At 46.2% G+C, this 19,811-nt stretch carries 18 protein-coding genes and 1 riboswitch; of the genes, 6 read left to right on the top strand and 12 right to left on the bottom strand.

What is annotated here, in order from left to right:
• Positions 1-192 precede the first annotated feature (192 nt).
• Entirely contained in the window at positions 193-936 is a 744-nt protein-coding gene (locus ACESLK_RS13255; RefSeq protein WP_373229957.1) for a class I SAM-dependent methyltransferase, read from the bottom strand.
• A 185-nt stretch (positions 937-1,121) separates the two neighbouring features.
• On the opposite strand from ACESLK_RS13255, the gene cdaS reads away from it, so the two are divergent.
• Positions 1,122-1,739 carry a sporulation-specific diadenylate cyclase CdaS gene (gene cdaS / locus ACESLK_RS13250; protein ID WP_373229956.1) on the top strand — a complete coding sequence of 206 codons (618 nt, stop codon included), beginning with the start codon at positions 1,122-1,124 and terminating at the stop codon, positions 1,737-1,739.
• A 112-nt stretch (positions 1,740-1,851) separates the two neighbouring features.
• On the opposite strand, the gene ACESLK_RS13245 is transcribed toward cdaS, so the two are convergent.
• Genes ACESLK_RS13245 through ACESLK_RS13225 form a run of 5 tightly spaced genes read right to left on the bottom strand, consistent with a single transcriptional unit; the run spans position 1,852 to position 5,590 of the window.
• Complete coding sequence (locus ACESLK_RS13245) at positions 1,852-2,643, bottom strand: TatD family hydrolase (protein WP_373229955.1); 792 nt, start codon at positions 2,641-2,643, stop codon at positions 1,852-1,854.
• Complete coding sequence (locus tag ACESLK_RS13240) at positions 2,636-3,421, bottom strand: ABC transporter ATP-binding protein (RefSeq protein WP_373229954.1); 786 nt, start codon at positions 3,419-3,421, stop codon at positions 2,636-2,638. The genes ACESLK_RS13245 and ACESLK_RS13240 overlap by 8 nt, the downstream gene beginning before the upstream one ends.
• Positions 3,418-4,203, bottom strand: coding sequence for an ABC transporter permease (locus ACESLK_RS13235; protein WP_373229953.1), 786 nt, complete (start codon positions 4,201-4,203; stop codon positions 3,418-3,420). The genes ACESLK_RS13240 and ACESLK_RS13235 overlap by 4 nt, the downstream gene beginning before the upstream one ends.
• Positions 4,193-4,495, bottom strand: a complete 303-nt coding sequence (locus ACESLK_RS13230) for a thiamine-binding protein (protein WP_373229952.1) — start codon at positions 4,493-4,495, stop codon at positions 4,193-4,195. The genes ACESLK_RS13235 and ACESLK_RS13230 overlap by 11 nt, the downstream gene beginning before the upstream one ends.
• Before the next feature lie 30 nt (positions 4,496-4,525).
• Positions 4,526-5,590, bottom strand: coding sequence for an ABC transporter substrate-binding protein (locus ACESLK_RS13225; protein ID WP_373229951.1), 1,065 nt, complete (start codon positions 5,588-5,590; stop codon positions 4,526-4,528).
• A gap of 116 nt (positions 5,591-5,706) precedes the next feature.
• Positions 5,707-5,820: riboswitch (TPP riboswitch) on the bottom strand.
• 170 nt (positions 5,821-5,990) lie between these two features.
• Between ACESLK_RS13225 and ACESLK_RS13220 the strand changes: the two genes are divergently transcribed.
• From ACESLK_RS13220 to ACESLK_RS13205, 4 genes are all read left to right on the top strand, one after another.
• On the top strand, positions 5,991-6,380 hold the full coding sequence (locus ACESLK_RS13220) for a hypothetical protein (protein WP_373229950.1): 390 nt from the start codon (positions 5,991-5,993) through the stop codon (positions 6,378-6,380).
• A gap of 72 nt (positions 6,381-6,452) precedes the next feature.
• Positions 6,453-7,571: a glycosyltransferase gene (locus ACESLK_RS13215; RefSeq protein ID WP_373229948.1), complete on the top strand. Its 1,119-nt coding sequence runs from the start codon at positions 6,453-6,455 to the stop codon at positions 7,569-7,571.
• On the top strand, positions 7,540-9,183 hold the full coding sequence (locus ACESLK_RS13210; protein ID WP_373229945.1) for a glycosyltransferase: 1,644 nt from the start codon (positions 7,540-7,542) through the stop codon (positions 9,181-9,183). The genes ACESLK_RS13215 and ACESLK_RS13210 overlap by 32 nt, the downstream gene beginning before the upstream one ends.
• Before the next feature lie 75 nt (positions 9,184-9,258).
• Positions 9,259-10,410: a polysaccharide pyruvyl transferase family protein gene (locus ACESLK_RS13205; protein WP_373229943.1), complete on the top strand. Its 1,152-nt coding sequence runs from the start codon at positions 9,259-9,261 to the stop codon at positions 10,408-10,410.
• On the opposite strand, the gene ACESLK_RS13200 is transcribed toward ACESLK_RS13205, so the two are convergent.
• The 3 genes from ACESLK_RS13200 to ACESLK_RS13190 form a co-directional block, all read right to left on the bottom strand.
• Complete coding sequence (locus tag ACESLK_RS13200; RefSeq protein ID WP_373229942.1) at positions 10,391-12,904, bottom strand: glycosyltransferase; 2,514 nt, start codon at positions 12,902-12,904, stop codon at positions 10,391-10,393. The genes ACESLK_RS13205 and ACESLK_RS13200 overlap by 20 nt on opposite strands.
• Positions 12,905-12,927: 23 nt before the next feature.
• Complete coding sequence (locus ACESLK_RS13195; RefSeq protein WP_373229941.1) at positions 12,928-13,548, bottom strand: cephalosporin hydroxylase family protein; 621 nt, start codon at positions 13,546-13,548, stop codon at positions 12,928-12,930.
• Positions 13,549-13,726: 178 nt separating this feature from the next.
• On the bottom strand, positions 13,727-14,059 hold the full coding sequence (locus ACESLK_RS13190; RefSeq protein ID WP_373229939.1) for a stage VI sporulation protein F: 333 nt from the start codon (positions 14,057-14,059) through the stop codon (positions 13,727-13,729).
• Positions 14,060-14,177: 118 nt separating this feature from the next.
• Between ACESLK_RS13190 and ACESLK_RS13185 the strand changes: the two genes are divergently transcribed.
• Positions 14,178-14,963, top strand: coding sequence for a YheC/YheD family protein (locus ACESLK_RS13185; protein WP_373229938.1), 786 nt, complete (start codon positions 14,178-14,180; stop codon positions 14,961-14,963).
• Between the two features lie 5 nt (positions 14,964-14,968).
• Here the strand turns inward: ACESLK_RS13185 and recG are convergent, their stop codons facing one another.
• From recG to ACESLK_RS13170, 3 genes are read right to left on the bottom strand one after another with little or no spacing between them, the layout of a single operon-like run.
• A complete protein-coding gene (gene recG, locus ACESLK_RS13180) occupies positions 14,969-17,020 on the bottom strand; it encodes an ATP-dependent DNA helicase RecG (RefSeq protein WP_373229937.1) in 2,052 nt (683 codons plus the stop codon).
• 34 nt (positions 17,021-17,054) lie between these two features.
• Positions 17,055-17,915 (bottom strand): DegV family protein, encoded by an 861-nt coding sequence (locus ACESLK_RS13175; RefSeq protein WP_373229936.1) that lies wholly within the window; start codon positions 17,913-17,915, stop codon positions 17,055-17,057.
• A gap of 30 nt (positions 17,916-17,945) precedes the next feature.
• Positions 17,946-19,808: a DAK2 domain-containing protein gene (locus ACESLK_RS13170; RefSeq protein WP_373229934.1), complete on the bottom strand. Its 1,863-nt coding sequence runs from the start codon at positions 19,806-19,808 to the stop codon at positions 17,946-17,948.
• Between the last annotated feature and the right edge of the window lie 3 nt (positions 19,809-19,811).

Here is a 19,811-nt window from a genome sequence, read left to right as displayed (position 1 = left end):
AAAGCGTATCAATTTATTTCCCCGCCAGCGTATATTTTCCACTTCAAAGGTCACAATGATAGTACCGGCACTGAGAGGTGTCGGGGACAACCGCGGAGAAGACTTACGTTTCCCCATAAGCTCTTCGTCCGGTTTCTCCTCTCCCATGAAGACCCTCGTCGCGAGACGGGGGTCGACTTTTTTTATTCTATTTCATAGGCCTGACGTAGCTATAATATAATTTACAATAGAATGATGAGGACTATCCTCCGGAACAATAATTCCTAGTCCGTTATTGGAGTAAAGTTGATAAAATTTGAGTTTGAAATGGGATTCCTTCATGAAATCCTCGATCGCAGTGAGGACGCCGTTTTTTTCTCCATATTCGTACAGAGCGTTATAGACGGTACAATTCATGCCCCCTGCCCCTGACTCCAGCAACTCGGATCTGCCCGGCTCAATTCCCCTAAGGGCGCAGGGCTTTCGCATCTCTTCCGGAATGGATTCAGGAAAGTAATACAAATCACGCCGACCGTAAGGCCAATCTGTATCATGCAAAACAACGATAGGAAATCGTCCTGTTTGATCGGCCATTCTCTCCACAAGTTTCAACTCATTATACACCGTATACCAATTGTGATCACCGTCAATCAATATCAGATCGTATTTTTCAATTCGGGGCAATGCTTCTAAGCTATACATTTGCATGACCTTTGCGGCTTCTCCGTAGTTTTGTTGGAGCGCTTGCACATCGAACAGCGGCATAGGCTCAATAATGATCGTTTGCGCTCCGCAGTATTTGCAATAATCAAGTATTTTGAATGAGCTTTCCCCAGATAAAGCGCCAATCTCAACAATGATTTCCGGCTTGACAGAAAGAATAAGCGGTTTTATTGCTTTTTCCCAAAATCGGTTCAAGTCCATCTCTCCCAAATAGGAATCTTTTTGCATATCCATTTGCTATCCGCCAGCACTTCCTGTCTATACTACGCTGGAATATGATAAGATGTCCGGGCATTCCCGACCATTCGGCAGACGATTTCCTTGTTCCGCTGCCCACTATCTGTTCACCTATTCGGCTGTATACAAAGCTTCCCCAATTTGCATCCTAAGACGGAGTATGACCAAGGAGATGTGAAGCCATGCCGACACCCGCCGATAATTGCGATTTCTCGCCGATGAAGCAGATAATTAAGGAAGATTTGCGTCAAATGACGGTTCGGCTGGACAAGATTCTGCATTCTATCGACGATGAGGGAAAATGTCTATTGGGTGAGCTTGATCAAATTAAAAAAAACTTCCTCCGTATCGAGTCGAGCGCAGCAACTTTTTATTTAAATTGTTACCTGTCTCCCCACACCGATCGTTATATGGATTTATCGTTATGCATTCAAAGCTTGTCCGATCGGCGCCATGGCGCTTTGATTGCGGTAGAACGCAACGATTCACTCGATACCCTTATTCAGCCGGGATTCCCGGTTGGAGCGCCGGTCACCCATTCGCTGCTTGAGTCGATCTTCTACCCTGGCAGTCCGCTTCATGATGGGGCCGTACTCATCCGGTCCAACCAGATTATTTCCGCGAGGAATATTCTTCCTTTAACAGCTAACCAAGAGAATGAACGAATAACCGGCACAAGGCACAGAGCCGCCGTCGGTCTAACGGAACGGAGCGATGCGATCGTCCTTGTCGTATCCGAGGAATCGGGCACAGCGTCCTTCGCCATCAAGGGAAATCTTTATCCGGTCATTACGCCTTGAGCAATCATCACAGATGAGAATAAACAATCGAAGAGGCCTATGCGCAGTTGCATAGGCCTCTTACTGATCCGTATTTGCGGGTCATCTGTTGTTCACATCAATGCCAAAGTCATCAGCAATTCCATCCGTAAAAGTTTCTGCTGTTATCATTCACTGCTTCAGCTACTTTTTCCTCGTCCAAGCCGCGAAGCAATGAGATTTCACGTATGACATCTCTCACCATGCCAGGCTCCGTTTGCTTTCCGGTAAACGGACCTTCGAAGGGCCAAGGGCCGTCCGTCTCAACCATCAAGCGATTGAGAGGGAATACGGCTGCCAGCTCCCTAATTTCCGGCTCGTATAGTACATCCGGAGTAACTGAGATATAATAACCATCGCTAATGAGACGCGCTGCCGTACTTGCACTACCCTTGAACCAATGAAAGTGTGCTTTGCGAATGGAATAACGCTCCAACAAATCAAGTACCGTTTCTGCATCCTCGTAAACCGCGTGAAGCACGATTGGTCGGTGCAATTCCGCCGCTAATTGGATGAAGCCTTCTAATTGTCTTAAATAAAACGAAAGATCGAAAGAGTGCCCCTTATTCTCCGCTTCGCTGCGCAAGTAGTAAGGAAGACCGACCTCTCCGATGGCAAACGATTCCTGCTCTTCTCCCCGCTCCCGAATCCAATTGCACAAAACCAGAAGCGCTTCCTCATCAAGCGGCGATTGTTCCGGATGATGACCGTAAGCGGGCATTATCCGTCCATTATGCCGTAACACCAGCTCACGGTTGGTAAGACAAGACTCCATTCCCATCGACACGGATACCATACCTTCAATACCCGATCCTATAGCGGCTTCCACTATCCGATTCCGCTCTTCAAGCTCGTAAAGATCAAGATGGATATGAGTGTCAAACAAGAGTGGTATCCCCTTTTTCCAATAGGTTCAGTACTTCCCGCTTGAGCTCTACAAATGCCGGCTCTGTCCATACATCAGCGCGGCGAGGACGATCGAAGGGAACGACAATTTCGCGTAAAATGGTTGCCGGCGCAGAAGAAAGAACATATATGCGATCCGATAACATTAACGCTTCTTCAATGCTGTGCGTGACGAACAGTACAGAACGGCGATCAGTCTCCCAAAGCTCCAGCAGCCATCTTTGCATATCCGCCCTTGTTAAGGCATCCAAAGCTGCGAACGGCTCGTCCAAGCACATAACATCGCGTCGCATGAGCAATGCCCGCAAGAAGGATACTCGCTGCTGCATTCCGCCGGACAGAACATGGGGATATTCATTCGCCACGCCTCCTAGATGGATACGATGAAGCCACTTGAGCGCTTGTTCCTTCGCTTCTTTCTTCGCGGTTCCCGCAGTTACCAGTGTAGAAGAAATGTTGTCGGCCACAGACAACCAAGGAAACAGCGCCGCCTGCTGCGGCATATAGCTGATAAGGCCGCGCTTGCCAGTTACTTCCGTACCGTCGATGATAACATGACCCGAATCCGGACGCTCCACACCGCCAATTAGACGAAATAGTGTCGACTTTCCGCTTCCTGAAGGTCCGATGAGGGTTACAAACTCACCCTCTCGAACATGAAGCGAGATGTTATCAAGAACAGGAACCGATACCTTACCGCGCAGATAGGACTTGGAAATTCCAATTAGGTCTAATAGAACTTTGCCAGTAGGTTTCATGACGCGCCACCTCCTCGCCACTTCACCGTTCGCGGTCTCCAGCGGATGGTTATACGCTCCAGGAGAGCAACGGCCCCGTAGAACAGCAGACTAAGTGTTACAATACAAACTATAGCTCCAAAAACTGCTGGAGTATCATACCCTTTGAATTTAAGAACAAGATAATATCCAATTCCTTTGCCCCCGCCGAGCCACTCGGCAACAATGGCAGAAGAGACTACATAAGTCACCGTAATTCTCAAGCCAGAAAACAAATAAGGCAGCGAAGCAGGAAATTCCAATCGCTTCATGCGCTCCCATTTTGATGCGCCTATCATTCCTAAATACTCTCGCAGCTGCGGTTCTGCTTGCCCGAGTCCTATGAGCATTGATAAAGCAATCGGAAAAAAACAAACGATAATAAGCAGGATTAGCTTGGGTAACAACCCATAACCAAACCAAATCATTAACAGCGGTCCAAGCGCAATAATGGGTATATTCTGCGATAATACCAGAAACGGCGATAAAGCTGTTCGTAAGAATGGAACATTATGCAGCGCCAAAGCAACTATAATTCCGATTAGGAGGCCAAGCCCGGTTCCCATCAGTGCCGTACTCAACGTAGATAACAGATGTTTCCACAACAAAGCAGAATCCTCGACCATTTTAAGCGCAATACTCCTAGGTTCGGGCAGGAGCCATGGATCAATCTTGAATAAGACACAGCAAACCTGCCAGGTCGCAATGAAGATGATTAATGTTGCAATTGGCAGCCATACCTGACGAAGCGGGTTATTGTCCATCCGGGTACTTCTGTAGAAGACGCGCCATCGAAGCGCCTTCCTTGCCGTCTACGACAAGTTTGATTTGCGACAGGACCGATGGGCTTCCCATCTCGAACATAGCGGTATTCATTTGCTTCACGATATCCAGCAATTGATCGAGATCACCCTCTATCGTCGTCTCCAAAGGTCCGACCCGATAAGGAACGCCGGAAGCTTTAATGATCTCTATCGCCCGGTCTACGTAAGGAATGACCTCTTCACCAGCGTTCACTTTCGGCAATATCTGAATGCTTAATAACGCTTGAGCCATACGTATCAACTCCTTGTCATCCTGCAAAATTTACTTAGGCAGAAACTCGGTCGTGAACATGTCGTCGTAATTCAATTCTTTTTTCAACAGACCGTTCTTTGTCATCCATTCCCCATATCCGGACCATACTTCCTTCTTCTGTTCGCCCCAACGCGGTGCATCGTCTTTGTATTTGGGACTTAACCACTTCTGGCTCGCTTTAACTAACTCCGCATTCAGTTCTGGAACCGCCTTAAGCAACAGCTCGGCAGCAGCGTCCGGGTTGTCTATCGCGTATTGATAGCCTTCCGCAGCTCCTTCCACGAACGCGCGGACGAGTTCCGGCTTATCTTTGATCAGCTTTTCACTGGTTGTCAGAAGAGGGGTATAGTAATCCAATTGTTTGCTGTAATCGGACAAATAAACCATATTGATAGGCTCTTTGCGAAGTTCGGCTTCGATTCCCGTCCACCCGTAGAAAATCCACTCGAAATCGATATCTTTCTTCACCGCGGTAAAGAAGTCCGCAGATCCTGCATTAACGAAAGTCACCTTACCGACATCCGCGTTCTGAACGTTCATCATCGATTGAATGACCGCTTGCTCTGCCGGAGAACCCCATCCTCCGTAGGTTTTGCCTTCGAAATCCTTAGGCTCCTTGATGTTCTTATCAACAGGAGAAGCGAATCCGGACGTGTTATGCTGGATGATCGCAGCTACGGAAACAATCGGCAAGCCCTGCTCCCGGGCAAGCATCATGCCTTCCTGGGCACTAACTCCGAACTCCGCCGCATCACTCGCCACCATGGCGTCCGAACCTGTCTCAGGCGGCTGAATGATTTCCACCTTAAGCCCGCGTTTCTCCCACAAGCCTTGGTCCCTCGCCGCGTAAAGCCCGGTGTGGTTTGTATTCGGCGTCCAATCGAGCACAAGCGTTACTTCCTGCAGCGCTTGTGCAGGCTCCTCCACGCTTCCTGTAGGCGAAGCCGATGGACTTGCCGCTGAAGGACTTCCGGAACCATTCGTGTTCTCCTTGTTGCCGCAGCCTGCCATTAACAGCATGCCCGCTAACATCGTTAATCCCAAACCTTGCCAAGCCTTGTTACTTCTTTTCATCTTTCTCTCCCTCTCTATAAACCTATTTGATGAGAAGAAGGTTTCTATCAATAAAAAAAACGCCCACCTTTTCCGGAGGGCGTCCTATATTCACGGACGAATCACACAACCTATTAAAAGTTGTGTTCCCACCTTCCTACGCTGGCATTAACCAGATCAGGTATAAGGGTCTGCATCATTAACGGGATGCACTCTCAGCCGGCCTTGCTCCAGCTCCCCCGGGGCTTATTCAATTGTCGAAACCCGCTTCTTTCAACCCTAATTATAGCAAACTATTCAAAATCCGCAAATAACGCCAGAGCTTGACCTACTCAAACCCTCCATCTCTTGAATAGCATGTACTATCCCACAAAAGAAAGGAGGATGTCATATGGGACGTTTTTTAGATCAACGTAGTTCGATGAATGCCAACGCGACTGGATCGATAGCTATCGGTGTTACCTCGACCCCGGGGCTTACGTCTAATATCTTTGGACGTATCGGCCTTCAGACGCAAGGTGTGCCGAACCCGATCGTCAACCTCACAGGAGTTGTCGGAATTTCAGCTGTTGCCGGCGCCACGGCATTAATCCAGGTCACTCGTAATGGGGTTGTCTTCTACACCGCCCAAATCGAATCTGCCGGCGCAGTTCTTGGCGATATTCGTTCCTTTACAGTGCAGGATTTGCTCGCCCCTGCAGCAGCTGAACTTGTCTACGAGGCTGCCATAGTAGTTACGCCCGGCGCTATTGGATCAGTCACTCGTGTCGGCCCCGAAGTCTTCTGGGGTATCGCTTCTGCAACAGCCTAATCTTTCAGAAGCTATACGGTCTTCTTGCCGTGTAGCTTCCTTTTTTATCCTATTGGGAGGGAATGAATCAATTTGGTTACGATCAGCCTTTGTATGATCGTCCGTAATGAGGAGAATACCATCGCCAGGTGCCTGGATTCAGTCTCGGATCTGGTGGATGAGATAAATATTATCGATACCGGTTCGACGGACCGTACGAAAGAAGTCGTGTCTGCTTATACGGAAAGAATATTCGATTTCAAATGGATTGACGATTTTTCCGCCGCCCGCAATTTTTCTTTCCAGCATGCAACGAAAGAATATGTTTTGTGGCTGGATGCCGACGACTACTTGCTGCAGAAGGATCAAGATGCGTTCCGGAAGCTTAAAGAGACGCTGGACCCTTTCTACGATTCGGTTATGATGGACTATGCTGTATCCCGGGATGCATACGGCAACACGCTGCTCTTTACGAGGCGGAACCGACTTGTGAAACGTTCGAAAGGGTTCAGCTGGATCTATCCCGTTCATGAAGTCCTTATTGTCGGCGAAGGAAATATTCTGATTACCGATATCGAAATCACGCACGGACCGGACCGGGAACATAAAGACCCTAGGCGCAACCTGAAAATCATTCAAAAATATTCGGATCCCGAGCATAACATTGAGGACTCCCGCTACCACTTTTATTACGCCAATGAGTTAATGGATACCGGGCAGTTGGAAGAAGCGATAACCCTGTACGAATTGTTTCTTCTCCGCGATGAAGCCTATTTTGAAGATCAAGTGACCGCCTGCAGCTACCTTGCACATTGCTATCGCACAAAAGGCGAATACAAACGCGAATTACACTACTTGTTCCGTACATTCGAATTCGATTTACCCCGCGCGGATTATTGCTGCCGCATCGGATTTTGGTATCAGGAACATCAAGATTATGAGAAAGCCGTCTATTGGTACGAAACAGCTCTCAGGCAAGAAATTCCGAAGCATGTGTTCGGCTTGATGAATAAAACCTGCTGGACATGGGCTCCTCACGTTCAACTAATGATTTGCTACGCCAAGCTTGCACTGCTCGAAAAAGCTTACAAACATAACCTGAAAGCGCTGGACTATTTGCAGGGAGACGTCAACCTGCTGCAAAACAAAAAACAATTAGAGGAGGCCATGGGTAAACACGATGAAAACGAGCATCATTCTTCTGACCTATAATGGACTTGCGTATACGAAAAAATGCATCGAGAGCATCCGAACATACACCCCGCCGAACGATTATGAAATCATTATAGTTGATAACGGATCAACAGACGGAACCGTCGAGTGGCTTCGGGCACAATCCGATTTACAAGTCATTTATAATAGGGAAAACGCCGGTTTTCCGAAAGGCTGCAATCAAGGTTTGGCGCTGGCTAAAGGAGATAATCTGCTTCTGCTTAACAACGATACGTTCGTTACCCCCAGATGGCTTGATCATCTTCTTACCTGCCTGTACAGCGACGACCGGATCGGCGGGGTAGGCCCTGTCACGAATGCCGCTGCCTATTACTCGGCTCTCGAGGTTCCCTATCGGACATTGGAAGAGCTGATCCCTTTCTCCGAACAATTCAACAGCTCCGACCCTTCAAAATGGGAGGAGCGCCTTAAGTTGATTGGCTTCTGCCTGCTTATCAAACGAGAGGTTTACGAAGCCGTAGGCGATTTGGACGAACGATTCTCGCCCGGAAATTTTGAGGATGACGATTACTGTCTTCGCATTCGCCAAGCCGGTTACCGGCTAATGCTTTGTACGGATACGTTCATCCATCATGAAGGCAGTGCTTCGTTCCGGGAGGATCCACAATCCTTTTACGCTTTACTGCAAACCAATAACAAAAAATTTACGCAAAAATGGGGGTTCAGACCGGATTATTCCCTTCAAATCCGGCCCGAAATCCTACAGTTGATCGATGAACCTCAGCAGAAAGCGATACGGGTTCTCGAAATCGGATGCGCTTGCGGTGCTACGCTTCTTGAATTAAAAAACTGGTATCCCCAAGCGGAGCTCCATGGCATCGAACTAAACCCGCATGCGGCCGCCATCGGCTCCCTTGTTGCGAATGTTCGCTCGGGAAATATCGAAACGATGGATATCGAATTACCGTTCGAATACTTCGACTATATTATTTTTTGCGACGTGCTCGAGCATTTGGTCGAACCCTGGAACGTTCTCCGGAACGTTAAGCCTTATTTGAAAAAAAATGGAAAAGTGCTGGCTAGCATTCCAAATATCGCTCATCACTCTATCATCCGCGACCTGCTTAAAGGACGATGGACGTATACGGACAAGGGGCTGCTGGACATTACTCACCTTCGTTTTTTTACGAGGGAGGGGATCATGCATTTGTTTTCGTACGCTGGCTTCCAATCGTTGGATTTTCGCCAAAACATCCAGGACCACACGCAGGAAGAAGAGGCATGGATCGATATGATGGGGGGCATTGTCGGTGACGAGATGAAGGAGGAATGGCGGACTTTTCAGTATATTGTGAAAGCTTCTCCTCACGACCCGTCGCGCACTAATACAAACGCCAAGCTAAAAAAACTCGTACGACGAATCGAATGGGATATTACTCCGGAAGAAAGCCGTTTGGAACTCGTCGACATGTACCGGAAACATGGTTTTGATCTATCCGATCTAACTTACGTATTTGAACAAGATGTCGTCCATCGTTTGGAAACGGCGCAGAAAATCGCCGAAATGTTAACGCAGCATGGTCTCATACAATCGAAAGATGAGCTGCTAAGTATTTTATTAAAGGGAGAGACTCGGATGAACGGTGTTTAAACAAAAAACTTGAGCCGGCTCCTTTCCGGAGCCGGCTTCAAGCTTGAAAATAAAACCAGTGAAAAGAGGATTGAAATGACAGGAAGCAGTATTGCCAACATCGGGACTTTTGACATAGAGAATTTCGGCGACTTGCTTTTTCCGGAAATTTTGAAACGCGGTCTATCTAAACGGATAGATTTAGAGTATATTTCATTATTTTCACCGACTGGCGGCCCAAAACCATTTGAACCCAATATCAGGGTACAACCCATAACAAATTTTGACGCGGAACATAATAAACATAAATTTAATGCCGTTATTTTGGGCGGAGGCGACCTCTTTCGTCTGGACACAAGCATTTCGGAGTTCTATACCCAAAGAATGACACCAGCGACCCAATTGTTATGGAATGTCTCGACCTTTGCAGAAAAACACTCCATACCGGTCATCTGGAATTCAATCGGCGTTCCTTTTCAATTTCGTTTTGAAAATGAACGGACGCTCGTTCGCGAATACTGCAATCATATAAAATATTTAGCTGTCCGTGACCATCGTTCAAAAAATTTTTTGTTGGACGCCGGCGTAGACAGGGAAATTCTAGTTGTGCCTGATACTGCGGTTGCTCTAAGCAAATATTTTGATAAAAATGCGTTGGTGAGGCATTTCTCGAAATTAAACAAAGAGATTGGCTTAGATATCGAGAGAGATTTTCTGATTTTCCAGTCATCCCCTGGATTTGTTTGGGGAGAAGAAAATATTAAATGGGTAGCCGATATCTTATTATCAATTAAATTAAAATATCATTTGGAAATTGTTTTATTACCGATCGGATACTGTCATAACGACGGGATGACTCTGGAAAGAATCAATCGTGTTCATCCGCATCGTTTTCATTATATTGAAAACAAATTATCCCCAATCGATATTCTATCCACCCTTGTTTCATCCCAATTTTTTATAGGGTCAAGCCTACACGGAAACATTACGGCCTATTCTTACGGAATTGGCCATATCTCCATTAACACCGCGAATCTAGTGAAGCTTAATGGTTTTTTTGATTTAATTAATGAACTAGATTTTAGCTTGAAATCCCTGCTGAATCTAGATGCTGCTTTCGATCGAAAAATGAATCCTACCCTACCAAATCCAAAAGAACAACAAAATAAAATACGCGATGATTTGATCAATCAAGTTGAACAGCATTTTAATCAAGTTGCTCAAATCATTACGCAGGTAACTTTTTAATGACTTCCTCTTTTCTCAATACCAGCTGTTCGTAATACTCAAGCAGCTCTATATATTCCGGGAGCTCTTTAACATTTACGTTCTCATTCATTGCATGAATAATAATGTTTATATATACTTGACAGTTTTCCATCGCCCTATAATAGGCTAGATCCTTACCCTTAAAGAAGCCTTTGCTTGGAGCATGAATCAATTGATATGCGAAATCAGAACATCCTAAGAGCGTGTATGTTACGGACTGCTGTTGCTGCTGATCGTGTAATCTAAACGAACTTAGCGTCTCAGATAAATAAACCAATTTCCCTTCAGCCAATAAATTTAACCAAGAAGCCAAATCTACATTACAACCGAATTTCCTCCCGCAGAATACCCCGAACTCTTCCTTCAGTGCGGTCTTTTTAAATAATACGGTTGTTGGTTCACCAATCTTATTGCTTACCTCTTGCAAAATACGTTCTCCGAGCTCTATTCCATCAATAATGGTATCACTATTAAACAAAGGAAGTGTCGAATAAATATCAGGCTGCTTTTGACCCTTTCCATCTATGATTTGACGATGCGAAGTTGCAATTGTGATATCAGGGTCTTGAATGAAGTAATTCATCATCTTGCTAACTTTTTCAGGATGAAGCAAGTCGTCATCCATTAAAAAGTTAATGTATTCTCCCGATGCCAACCTCATTAACTGTAAGTCATTTTCAAACTGACCCAAGTTCTTTGCGTTACGATGATAACGGAGCTGGGGATGCTCCGGCAAAACCTTTTTGATTCGCTCTTCCGTTTCATCATTCGTACTATCATCACAAACAATAATTTCAATATTAGGGTAACTTTGATTAATGGCGCTTTGCAATGCCTGCTCGAACAATTCCGGGCGGTTGTACGTCGGAATCAATATACTGACTTTAGGCGTCAAGTCATGATGGGTTCGTGTCAAAGCAAGCAAAGATCCTTTGATTTCCTCTATCAGATCCGCGAATTGTTGATCGGTTTCATCGGTTTCAGCCATTACTTTGCTAACATACGAAATACAATTCTCCAAAGCCTTGCGATAATCATCGGGAACGGATAAAAAACCGCAGGATGGCGCGTTCAAAATCTCATGCGCATAGTCGGCTGCTCCGAGAAGTTTCATTTTGGCGGATTGAAGCTGTTGTTCTCCATGAATTCGGAAAAAACTTAAAACTGAGACCATATAGATGGCATCACTATTCTGTAATAAGGATAGCCATGTAGCCGTATCTACATTGCATCCATACTTACGTCCAGCGAATGTTCCAAAAGGAACTTTTAACGCTTTCTTGCGGAACAATGGAGTCGTTGGTTCCCCAATGAAGTTCCAATTATAACGAAGCACGACATTTCCGATCTCAATGCCGCTAATTCGAGTATCTTTCTGAAAAACGGGTCTGTCAAATGTTTCTTCCTGAATGGGACGACCCACAGCATCTATCAACCCGCGACGGGAAGTGACTAATGAAACCGCTTCATCACGGTCATTCAGCATGTAACCTATCATCAATTCGATTTTCTGATTATGAAAGAGGTCATCGTCCATAAGGTAGTTTATATACTCCCCAGAAGCCAAAGAATACAATTTCAAATCATTTTCGAACTGACCTAGGTTACGTTCGTTTTTCACATATCTTATCCGCGAATCTACTTCCAAATAAGGCTGTATCATCCTTTCCGTCTCTTCATTCATACTGTCATCGCACACAATGATTTCTAAATGGCGGTAAGTTTGATTGATCGCGCTGTTGAGAGCAAGCTCAAGCCATTCAGGACGATTATAAGTCGGAATTAGAATACTCACCTTTGGAAAAACAAGATGGGAATAAGCCTGTAAAAACAACTTCCGTTCCAAAGCTTCTTGTTCACTGCCATCAAGCCGCTCATCCTTATCTACCAAACACCACGGTTTCGATTGGCGGGGAACACCGACTTGATATCCTTCCTTTCGGAATTGCAAGGCATGAAGGGCTCCCAAGAAATGTTCCCCTGAAAAATCGGTGTCCCACTTTACATCATATTGAGTTGCAAGAAAAGTATCGGAAAGGATCGCCATCGGCTGATAGGGCTGTTCATCTTCCCCTAACCGGACCTCTGCCATGGATTGACTAGGAGAATTGCCGAAGTAAATACCCGCTCTTTCTTTGGCGTCCTCCCATGAAAGTGACAGAGGGACATACGACGCCCCGGCGATACCGGCCAGTCCCAACTGCAGGTGATTGCGGAATAAATCGATAAGTTCTATCAATAGATTTCGATTCACTAAATAAACGTTGCTCCGAACGTAAATTTTATACTTCGCGTCAGAATGCTCCATTGCATGTTGATAAGCCACCGATATACCGTCTGCCGCTTCCTGCACGTAGACGGTTTCTACTTCGAATCCTTTCGGTACATCTAGCGCTCGGATATAAGCTATAGTTTCTTGATATATAGAAGGATCTTGAACGGAAGTAATAAAACATATCTTATTCCTATTCATGTTCTACACCATCCCGAAACTGCCTATTTTATTTTTCGTAAATAACCATTCGGATTGAAGGATACGAAAAACTTATGCTTGCTGTCGTCAATCGTAAAATCATGATTTGTCTGAAGGAATTCCTGCACGGCTTCCATAGGTCCTGCTCCATGAGAGGGCAGCACGGGATGTCCATTTATGTTCGTATCTTCGCATATTAAATAGCTGCCCTTTGTAACAAACCTACTATACAATCTCAATTCATTCAGAACATGCTGTTTGGAGTGATCGGAATCTAGACAAACAAGCACAACATCTCCTGGTTTAATAAAGCCTTCTACTTCTTGTATAATATCGTCCGCCAACGAAGATCCTTTGATGTAGCTTAATCTGGGGTGAATGGGCAGGTTTGGCTGATTCGCAATATCAATGGTCATTATTTTTCCCTTATTTATTAAATCGAGCATCGAAGCGAAAAAAAGGGCGCTGCCGCCATTAAATGTTCCGCTTTCAATGATCACATCAGGCTTGACTTCAAAAATAATCTCTTGATATAACATTAAATCCAACGGCATTTTCAGAATAGGTACACCCAACCATTTTGTATTTTGCCATACCGAACTGTTGTAATAGAGCTTATGAAATTCATCAATAATAAAATTCATATACGAACCCCTTCCATTTTGAGCATTCAAACTATCCTATTCAGGAGGTTTCTTATTGCATTCGATAACTGCCCATGAACGGTTAGAGTTTTTCCAACTCTGCTTCAAAGCCGCCTCTGTTGACAAAATAAATAACGCCCCAACTTCCGGCTGATAACCGGAGCGGAGCGTTATGGTTTTACCTGAACATCGTCCACAGTTTAATCAGATGCAGCGTATTATTAGGATCGATTTTTTGCGCGATGATGAAACTAACCAATTGATCCTCTTGTGTTTCGGTTAAAGGCTCACCCAGTATTCGAGCAAACATTTTAACCCATTTTCTAACCTTTACCCGATCCTGGAGATCGTATTTCGTAACGCCCTCTAACAATCCTTTGATCCGTTCCTTGACCGCTGGATTTTTCATTTTCGTTTTGACGCGCTCCACGAACTCTGGTTTGATGCCGAATTTCTGCCAGCTTCCACTCATAGAGGACCACACTCCTTCCGGCACTTTTCCGTTCATCATATGCCTATGGAAGATGTGAAATGACAATATCGGGCTGATGAACCATCACTCGAACCTATCGCAAAGCATAAAATAGTGAATTCTTTTAAGGAAAGAACTCAGGAGAGGAATGGCACCCTTGGGAAAATGGAATCTTCATCACTTCTATTCAAAAGACTCCGAGATCCGCAAATATTTACCTCCTACCTCATTATTCAATGCAGAAACGTTGAGAAAATTTATGGGAAAATATGGTGCAGTTTATATTAAACCTGATAATGAGCACATGGGTAAAGGAATTATAAAAGCATGGAGAACTCCCAGAGGATACGCTTTTGTCATTTTGAGGGGAAATACCATAAAGTGTGCTTCCTTGGATAGATTGTACAAAGAAATTAAAAAACGGTCCCTGTCCCAGCAATATATCATTCAAAAAGCCATTCCTCTGGCCAAAATCAACGGCAGGCCTTTCGACATCCGCGTCATGATGATGCGCAACTTGCAGAACCGCTGGCAGTTTTTCGGGCTCTATTCCAAAGTAGCGGGGCCCAAGAGCATAGTAACCAATGTAACCAGCTCACGGGGTTATGTAACTCTCTTTGAAAATTCGATGAAGCAATCGCTGAGGTATTCTAAGAAAAAAACGGAAAGAGTCAAAAGACGGCTTATCCACCTAAGCAACAAAATTTGCAAACGGGCCGGGAAGATTAGATATTATCAAAAGATCGGTAATGACTTTGCTGTCGACAATAAAGGGAAAATATGGCTCATTGAAGTGAATTTTTCGTATCCGGGCTTCAAGGGGTTTTCCAAGCTGCCCAACCAAAAATATTACTGGGGTATCAAAAAGATGAACAACATTCTGCGCAAAAGGCGTCTGCAGCGAGTTGATAATAACAGGGTTAAAGTTCATCTTGACGATTGAATAGACTAGTCCAGAGGCTCCCCGTTCAACTGCGCGTCGCGCGCAAGCGTATCCCTTAGTTCTCCGTAAACCGGCGAAGACCAGAATTGCTCCCGTGAAGTTAATTCAGCTGCATCATCCCTAGCCTGCTCCAGCACCTCAAAGTCCGTAAGCAGATTCGCAAGCCGGAATTCCGGCATACCGCTTTGCTTCGTTCCGAAAAATTCGCCTGGTCCTCTTATCTCCAGGTCGCGACGAGAGATTTCGAAGCCATCTTCGGTTTCAGTCATCGCTCTCATTCGTTCTTGTCCGTTTTCCGACTTAGGATCCGCTATCAGAATACAGTACGACTGGTGCTCCCCGCGTCCAACCCGACCTCTCAGCTGGTGCAGCTGAGACAATCCAAAGCGATCGGCATCCATAACAATCATCAAAGTAGCATTTGGAACATCTACCCCTACCTCTATAACTGTTGTGGACACGAGCACATCCGCCCTGCCTGCCGCGAATTCCGCCATTGTCGCTTCTTTCTCGGCCGAGCTCAACCGACCATGTAATAAACCAATCGCTAGCTCAGGCAATGCTTGAGTAAGCTGTATATGTAAATCGATGGCATTCTGTACATCAAGCTTTTCTGATTCTTCAATAAGGGGACAGATGAAGAAGGATTGCCGCCCGGCATCCGCCTCCTTACGAATAAATCCGAGTACCCGATCCATCATATCGTGCTTAACAGAATAGGTTTTAATGGACTTGCGGCCCTTTGGTCGCTCTCGAAGGGTTGAGACATCCATATCTCCGAACACGGTAATGGCGAGCGTTCGGGGAATCGGAGTCGCTGTCATCGTCAGAACGTCAGGATTCATTCCCTTGCGACGCAGAATACTGCGTTGATTCACTCCGAACCGATGCTGCTCATCCGTTACGACTAAGCCAAGGCTCCGGAAGAACACATCTTCTTGAATGAGGGCATGAGTCCCCACCACGATGTCCAAGAGTCCCATTTGCAAGGAAGCAACTAGATCGCGACGCTTGCGATCCTTTAGGCTTCCCGTCAATAGACCAACTTGTATCCCACAGGGCTCGAACAGCTTAGTAAGAGAACGAGCATGCTGCTCCGCTAATATTTCGGTAGGCACCATAAGAGCGCCTTGATGACCGGCTTTTACAGTTGCATATAGACCTACCGCCGCTACAACGGTTTTACCTGAGCCAACATCCCCTTGAAGCAATCGATTCATCACGTAAGGCTGTTTCATATCGTGAAGGATCTCATTAATGACTTGCTTCTGCGAGTCCGTCAAAATAAAGGGAAGCACGCTTACGAACTGCCGAATTTCCTCGTTATTAACAGGGTGCGTGACCCCGTCAGCCTGCTTGAGGTGGGTAGTGCGATAGGCTTGAAGCTTTAGCTGGAACAGAAACAGCTCCTCATACACCATTCTGCGGCGGGCTTCCTGTCCTTCATGCGTATTCTCGGGGCGGTGAATACGCGTAATAGCATCGCTTCTGGGCAATAGATTATATTTGCTGACCAGCTCCTCCGGCAGCAACTCGGGGATTAATACGCCGTATTGTGTCAAAGCACGGTCTATTAGTTTCCGTATTCCAGCCTGAGTGATGCTGCCCGCAACTGAATATACCGGTTGAAGTGTTCCGGTCTTTCCCCCATCCCGGTCAGGAAATTCAGAGTCCGCAACCGTTAGATGCCGCCTGCGCTGATCCCATTTGCCGGTTAAGGTTATTTCCCGTCCTAATGTTAGCTGCTCCTTTAGGTAAGTCCGATTGAACCATACCGCCGTTACTAGCATCCCTTCCACCGTAACACGGCAAATAAGCCGGGATTTCCCGCCATAACGCTGAAGGGTCGGCAAAGAAGCTATCTTCCCTTGGATCGTAATTCTCTCTCCGTCCTTCACGTCATGCAGCTCGCGAATCCGGTAATCCTCATAACGAAAGGGGTAATACTCGAGTAATTCTCCGACCGTGGAAATGCCCAAGGCGTGAAGCTCCTCCGCTTTCTGAGGGCCCACGCCTTGAAGTTGTGTCAGAGGGATGGATAACAAATGATAGGACATAAGACCAACCTCTTTATTTACTGAATACTCCCCGTCAATCGGCGGGGGTCACGAATATACCGATCGTTCCTGGACCTGCATGCGTCCCGACAACGGGGCCGACTTCCGTTTCCTGGAATTGTCTAACGTTTAATTGTTTTCTCAGCAGCTCCGTTATCTCACTGACCCCCGCTATGTATCCAGGTGTACTCGCCACTGTCAGATTCACCGGCTTATCATGGAAATCGGTTTCGAGCAGCTCGGCGATCCGAGCCATTGCCCTTTTCTGTCCTCTAACCTTCTCGAGCGGAAAGACGGTACCTTCATCATCGACGGATAATATCGGCTTAATGTTGAGGAGTGAGCCTAGAACGGCTGAAGCCTTACCGATTCGACCGCCCTTTTGTAAATATTCTAATGTATCGACAAGAAAATAAAGTCGTAGTTCCTTGCGCAGCCGGTGTACCTCAGCAATGATCTCTTCTTTAGACGCACCTGCTTTAGCCATTTCTGCCGCTAAGACGACCATCCTCCCATAACCATATGAGGCAGACTTGGAATCGATCACTGTAATGTCCACATTTGATTCTGCTTCAAGCATAGACTTGGCGATAGTGGCTGCCTGATAAGTTCCGCTCATTGCTGCTGACAGTTCAATAGATATTACAGAATGTCCTTCATCCGTTAGCTTCTTGTACACCTCGTAGAAATCAGCTGGTGATGGCTGCGATGTTGTTGCATGTCCATTAAAGGAGGTTAGCTTCTCATAAAATTGCCCAGGCTGCAGCGTAATATTATCCAGATAGGTTTGATCCCCAAAGTTAACCTTCAGCGGCACCATCGAAATACCGAGCTTCTTACGGATCTCTAAAGGAATATCCGCCGTACTATCCGTTACCAGAACAATCGATGCCATAGCTTGTCCCTCCATCATTGATATTCGTTTCTAGGGTTCAACAGCGAATAAATAAGGATAAAGCGGTTGGCCGCCCTCGTGCACCTCGACCTCAACATCCGGGAACTGCTGCGTTATCCAGCTTACAAGTTCCTCAGTCTGTTGCTCCACAGCATCCTCCCCCGTCAATATTGTAACGATTTCTCCACCTGTTATAAGCAGCTCAGATAGCAGCGATCTGCATGCTTCCGTCGGAGTTGGCTCAGAAGCGACAATGGTTTTATCTTTTATTCCAATAAAATGGCCTTCGCGTATTTCTAAGCCATCCATCTCTGTATCTCTTACCGCTTGTGTCACTTGACCGGTAACGACTTGTTCATAGGCTTTGGTCATCCGATCGATATTCGCAGCCTCCGATTCATTCTCTTGGAAGGCTAGCATCGCTGCCATCCCTTGCGGCAAAGTCCGTGTTGGAATAACGGTCACAGGCCTCTCTGCAAGCTCTGCAGCCTGCTTGGCAGCCATAATGATATTAGGGTTGTTGGGCAATACAAAGATATGATGCGTCGATAGGGAAGAGATCGCCCCGAGTAAATCCTCCGTACTCGGATTCATGCTTTGACCGCCGGAGAGGACGATGTCTACGCCAAGACTACGAAACAGCTCTGCATTACCTTCACCGACGCTAACTGCTATGACGCCATAGGACGCCATTTCAAAAACATCTGGATTCGGCTCGCTTTCTGGAGAAGCGATCACTCCCTGACTCGAGTAATCCACATGCGGGATACCCATGGTGTAATCAACCTGCGGCTTACTAGCTTCGGTGTTCGTTTTTTGGGAATCGATAGCTTCTTTCACATGGGAACCATGCTCCAGGTTGGATTTTGACTTCTGCGCAAGCAGCTCTCGATGCTGCTCCTGCATATTCAGAATATGGATATGAGTAATTTCTCCGTAGGTCAGTGCCATATTCATGACATCGCCAGGCCTGCGGGAATGGACATGTACTTTAACAATTCCATCGTCTTCAATTAAGATAATCGAATCACCATCCCGTTCAAGTGCTTGACGGAATGTTCGCTCTGGGAATGGACCTGCAGTCGATACTCGCTGGATGAAGAATTCCATATCGTAAGGAAAAGCAATACTATCCGTGGCGATCTTGGATTGTACGGTTGTATGTTGGGCTGCTGCATGGGCATCAGTTCCAATCGATACCGCTTGCTTTGCGATTGAAGGCGTCTGTATCATTGGTTTAGACACACGTAACATGGACGGAGAATCTGTTAACAAACCATCGCTTAAGTAATCGACAAAACCCTCATAGATATAGACGAGTCCTTGTCCACCGGAATCAACAACTCCAACCTGTTTGAGAATCGGGAGCATCTCTTGCGTACGGGCAAGCGTCTCTAATGCTTTGGCGTGTACCTCTAGCATCCATTCCTTCAGATCCGTAATACGACGTGAAACCGTGACCCCATGCTTAGCCGCTTCACGGGCTACCGTAAGTATAGTCCCTTCAACGGGCTTAACAACCGCTTTGTAAGCGGTATCAACTCCTTGCTGTAAAGCATTAGCGAATAATGGTACTGTTAGTTCCTGCTGACCCGTTATTCCACGGGAAAAACCACGAAAAAGCTGGGATAGAATAACTCCCGAGTTCCCTCTCGCTCCCATCAGAAGCCCCTTCGACAGCACCTCTGCTGCCCGACTGACATCTTCTGAAGGTTTATTTTTTAATTCGGCCACACCGGCCGACATCGTCAAATTCATATTCGTTCCCGTATCGCCATCCGGCACGGGAAATACATTCAAGGCGTTCACCTGATCGACGTTGCGGGATAACCGCTCCGCGCCTGCAAAAATCATGGCCGCCCATTCACTTCCGTTCAAGAAGCGCTTGCTCAATGA

The organism is Cohnella sp. (assembly GCF_041640265.1).
In the GTDB taxonomy this organism is placed as follows: domain Bacteria; phylum Bacillota; class Bacilli; order Paenibacillales; family Paenibacillaceae; genus Cohnella.
The sequence above is the reverse complement of the archived record's forward strand: the minus strand, read 5'-3'. Positions and strand labels throughout refer to the sequence as shown.

Bases quoted from the DNA above. Each gene is read 5' to 3' on its own strand.
- ACESLK_RS13255 (WP_373229957.1), bottom strand. From the start codon at position 936: ATGGATATGCAAAAAGATTCCTATTTGGGAGAGATGGACTTGAACCGA.
- cdaS (WP_373229956.1), top strand. From the start codon at position 1,122: ATGCCGACACCCGCCGATAATTGCGATTTCTCGCCGATGAAGCAGATA.
- ACESLK_RS13240 (WP_373229954.1), bottom strand. From the start codon at position 3,421: ATGAAACCTACTGGCAAAGTTCTATTAGACCTAATTGGAATTTCCAAG.
- ACESLK_RS13235 (WP_373229953.1), bottom strand. From the start codon at position 4,203: ATGGACAATAACCCGCTTCGTCAGGTATGGCTGCCAATTGCAACATTA.
- ACESLK_RS13230 (WP_373229952.1), bottom strand. From the start codon at position 4,495: ATGGCTCAAGCGTTATTAAGCATTCAGATATTGCCGAAAGTGAACGCT.
- ACESLK_RS13225 (WP_373229951.1), bottom strand. From the start codon at position 5,590: ATGAAAAGAAGTAACAAGGCTTGGCAAGGTTTGGGATTAACGATGTTA.
- ACESLK_RS13220 (WP_373229950.1), top strand. From the start codon at position 5,991: ATGAATGCCAACGCGACTGGATCGATAGCTATCGGTGTTACCTCGACC.
- ACESLK_RS13210 (WP_373229945.1), top strand. From the start codon at position 7,540: ATGAAAACGAGCATCATTCTTCTGACCTATAATGGACTTGCGTATACG.
- ACESLK_RS13205 (WP_373229943.1), top strand. From the start codon at position 9,259: ATGACAGGAAGCAGTATTGCCAACATCGGGACTTTTGACATAGAGAAT.
- ACESLK_RS13200 (WP_373229942.1), bottom strand. From the start codon at position 12,904: ATGAATAGGAATAAGATATGTTTTATTACTTCCGTTCAAGATCCTTCT.
- ACESLK_RS13195 (WP_373229941.1), bottom strand. From the start codon at position 13,548: ATGAATTTTATTATTGATGAATTTCATAAGCTCTATTACAACAGTTCG.
- ACESLK_RS13190 (WP_373229939.1), bottom strand. From the start codon at position 14,059: ATGATGAACGGAAAAGTGCCGGAAGGAGTGTGGTCCTCTATGAGTGGA.
- recG (WP_373229937.1), bottom strand. From the start codon at position 17,020: ATGTCCTATCATTTGTTATCCATCCCTCTGACACAACTTCAAGGCGTG.
- ACESLK_RS13175 (WP_373229936.1), bottom strand. From the start codon at position 17,915: ATGGCATCGATTGTTCTGGTAACGGATAGTACGGCGGATATTCCTTTA.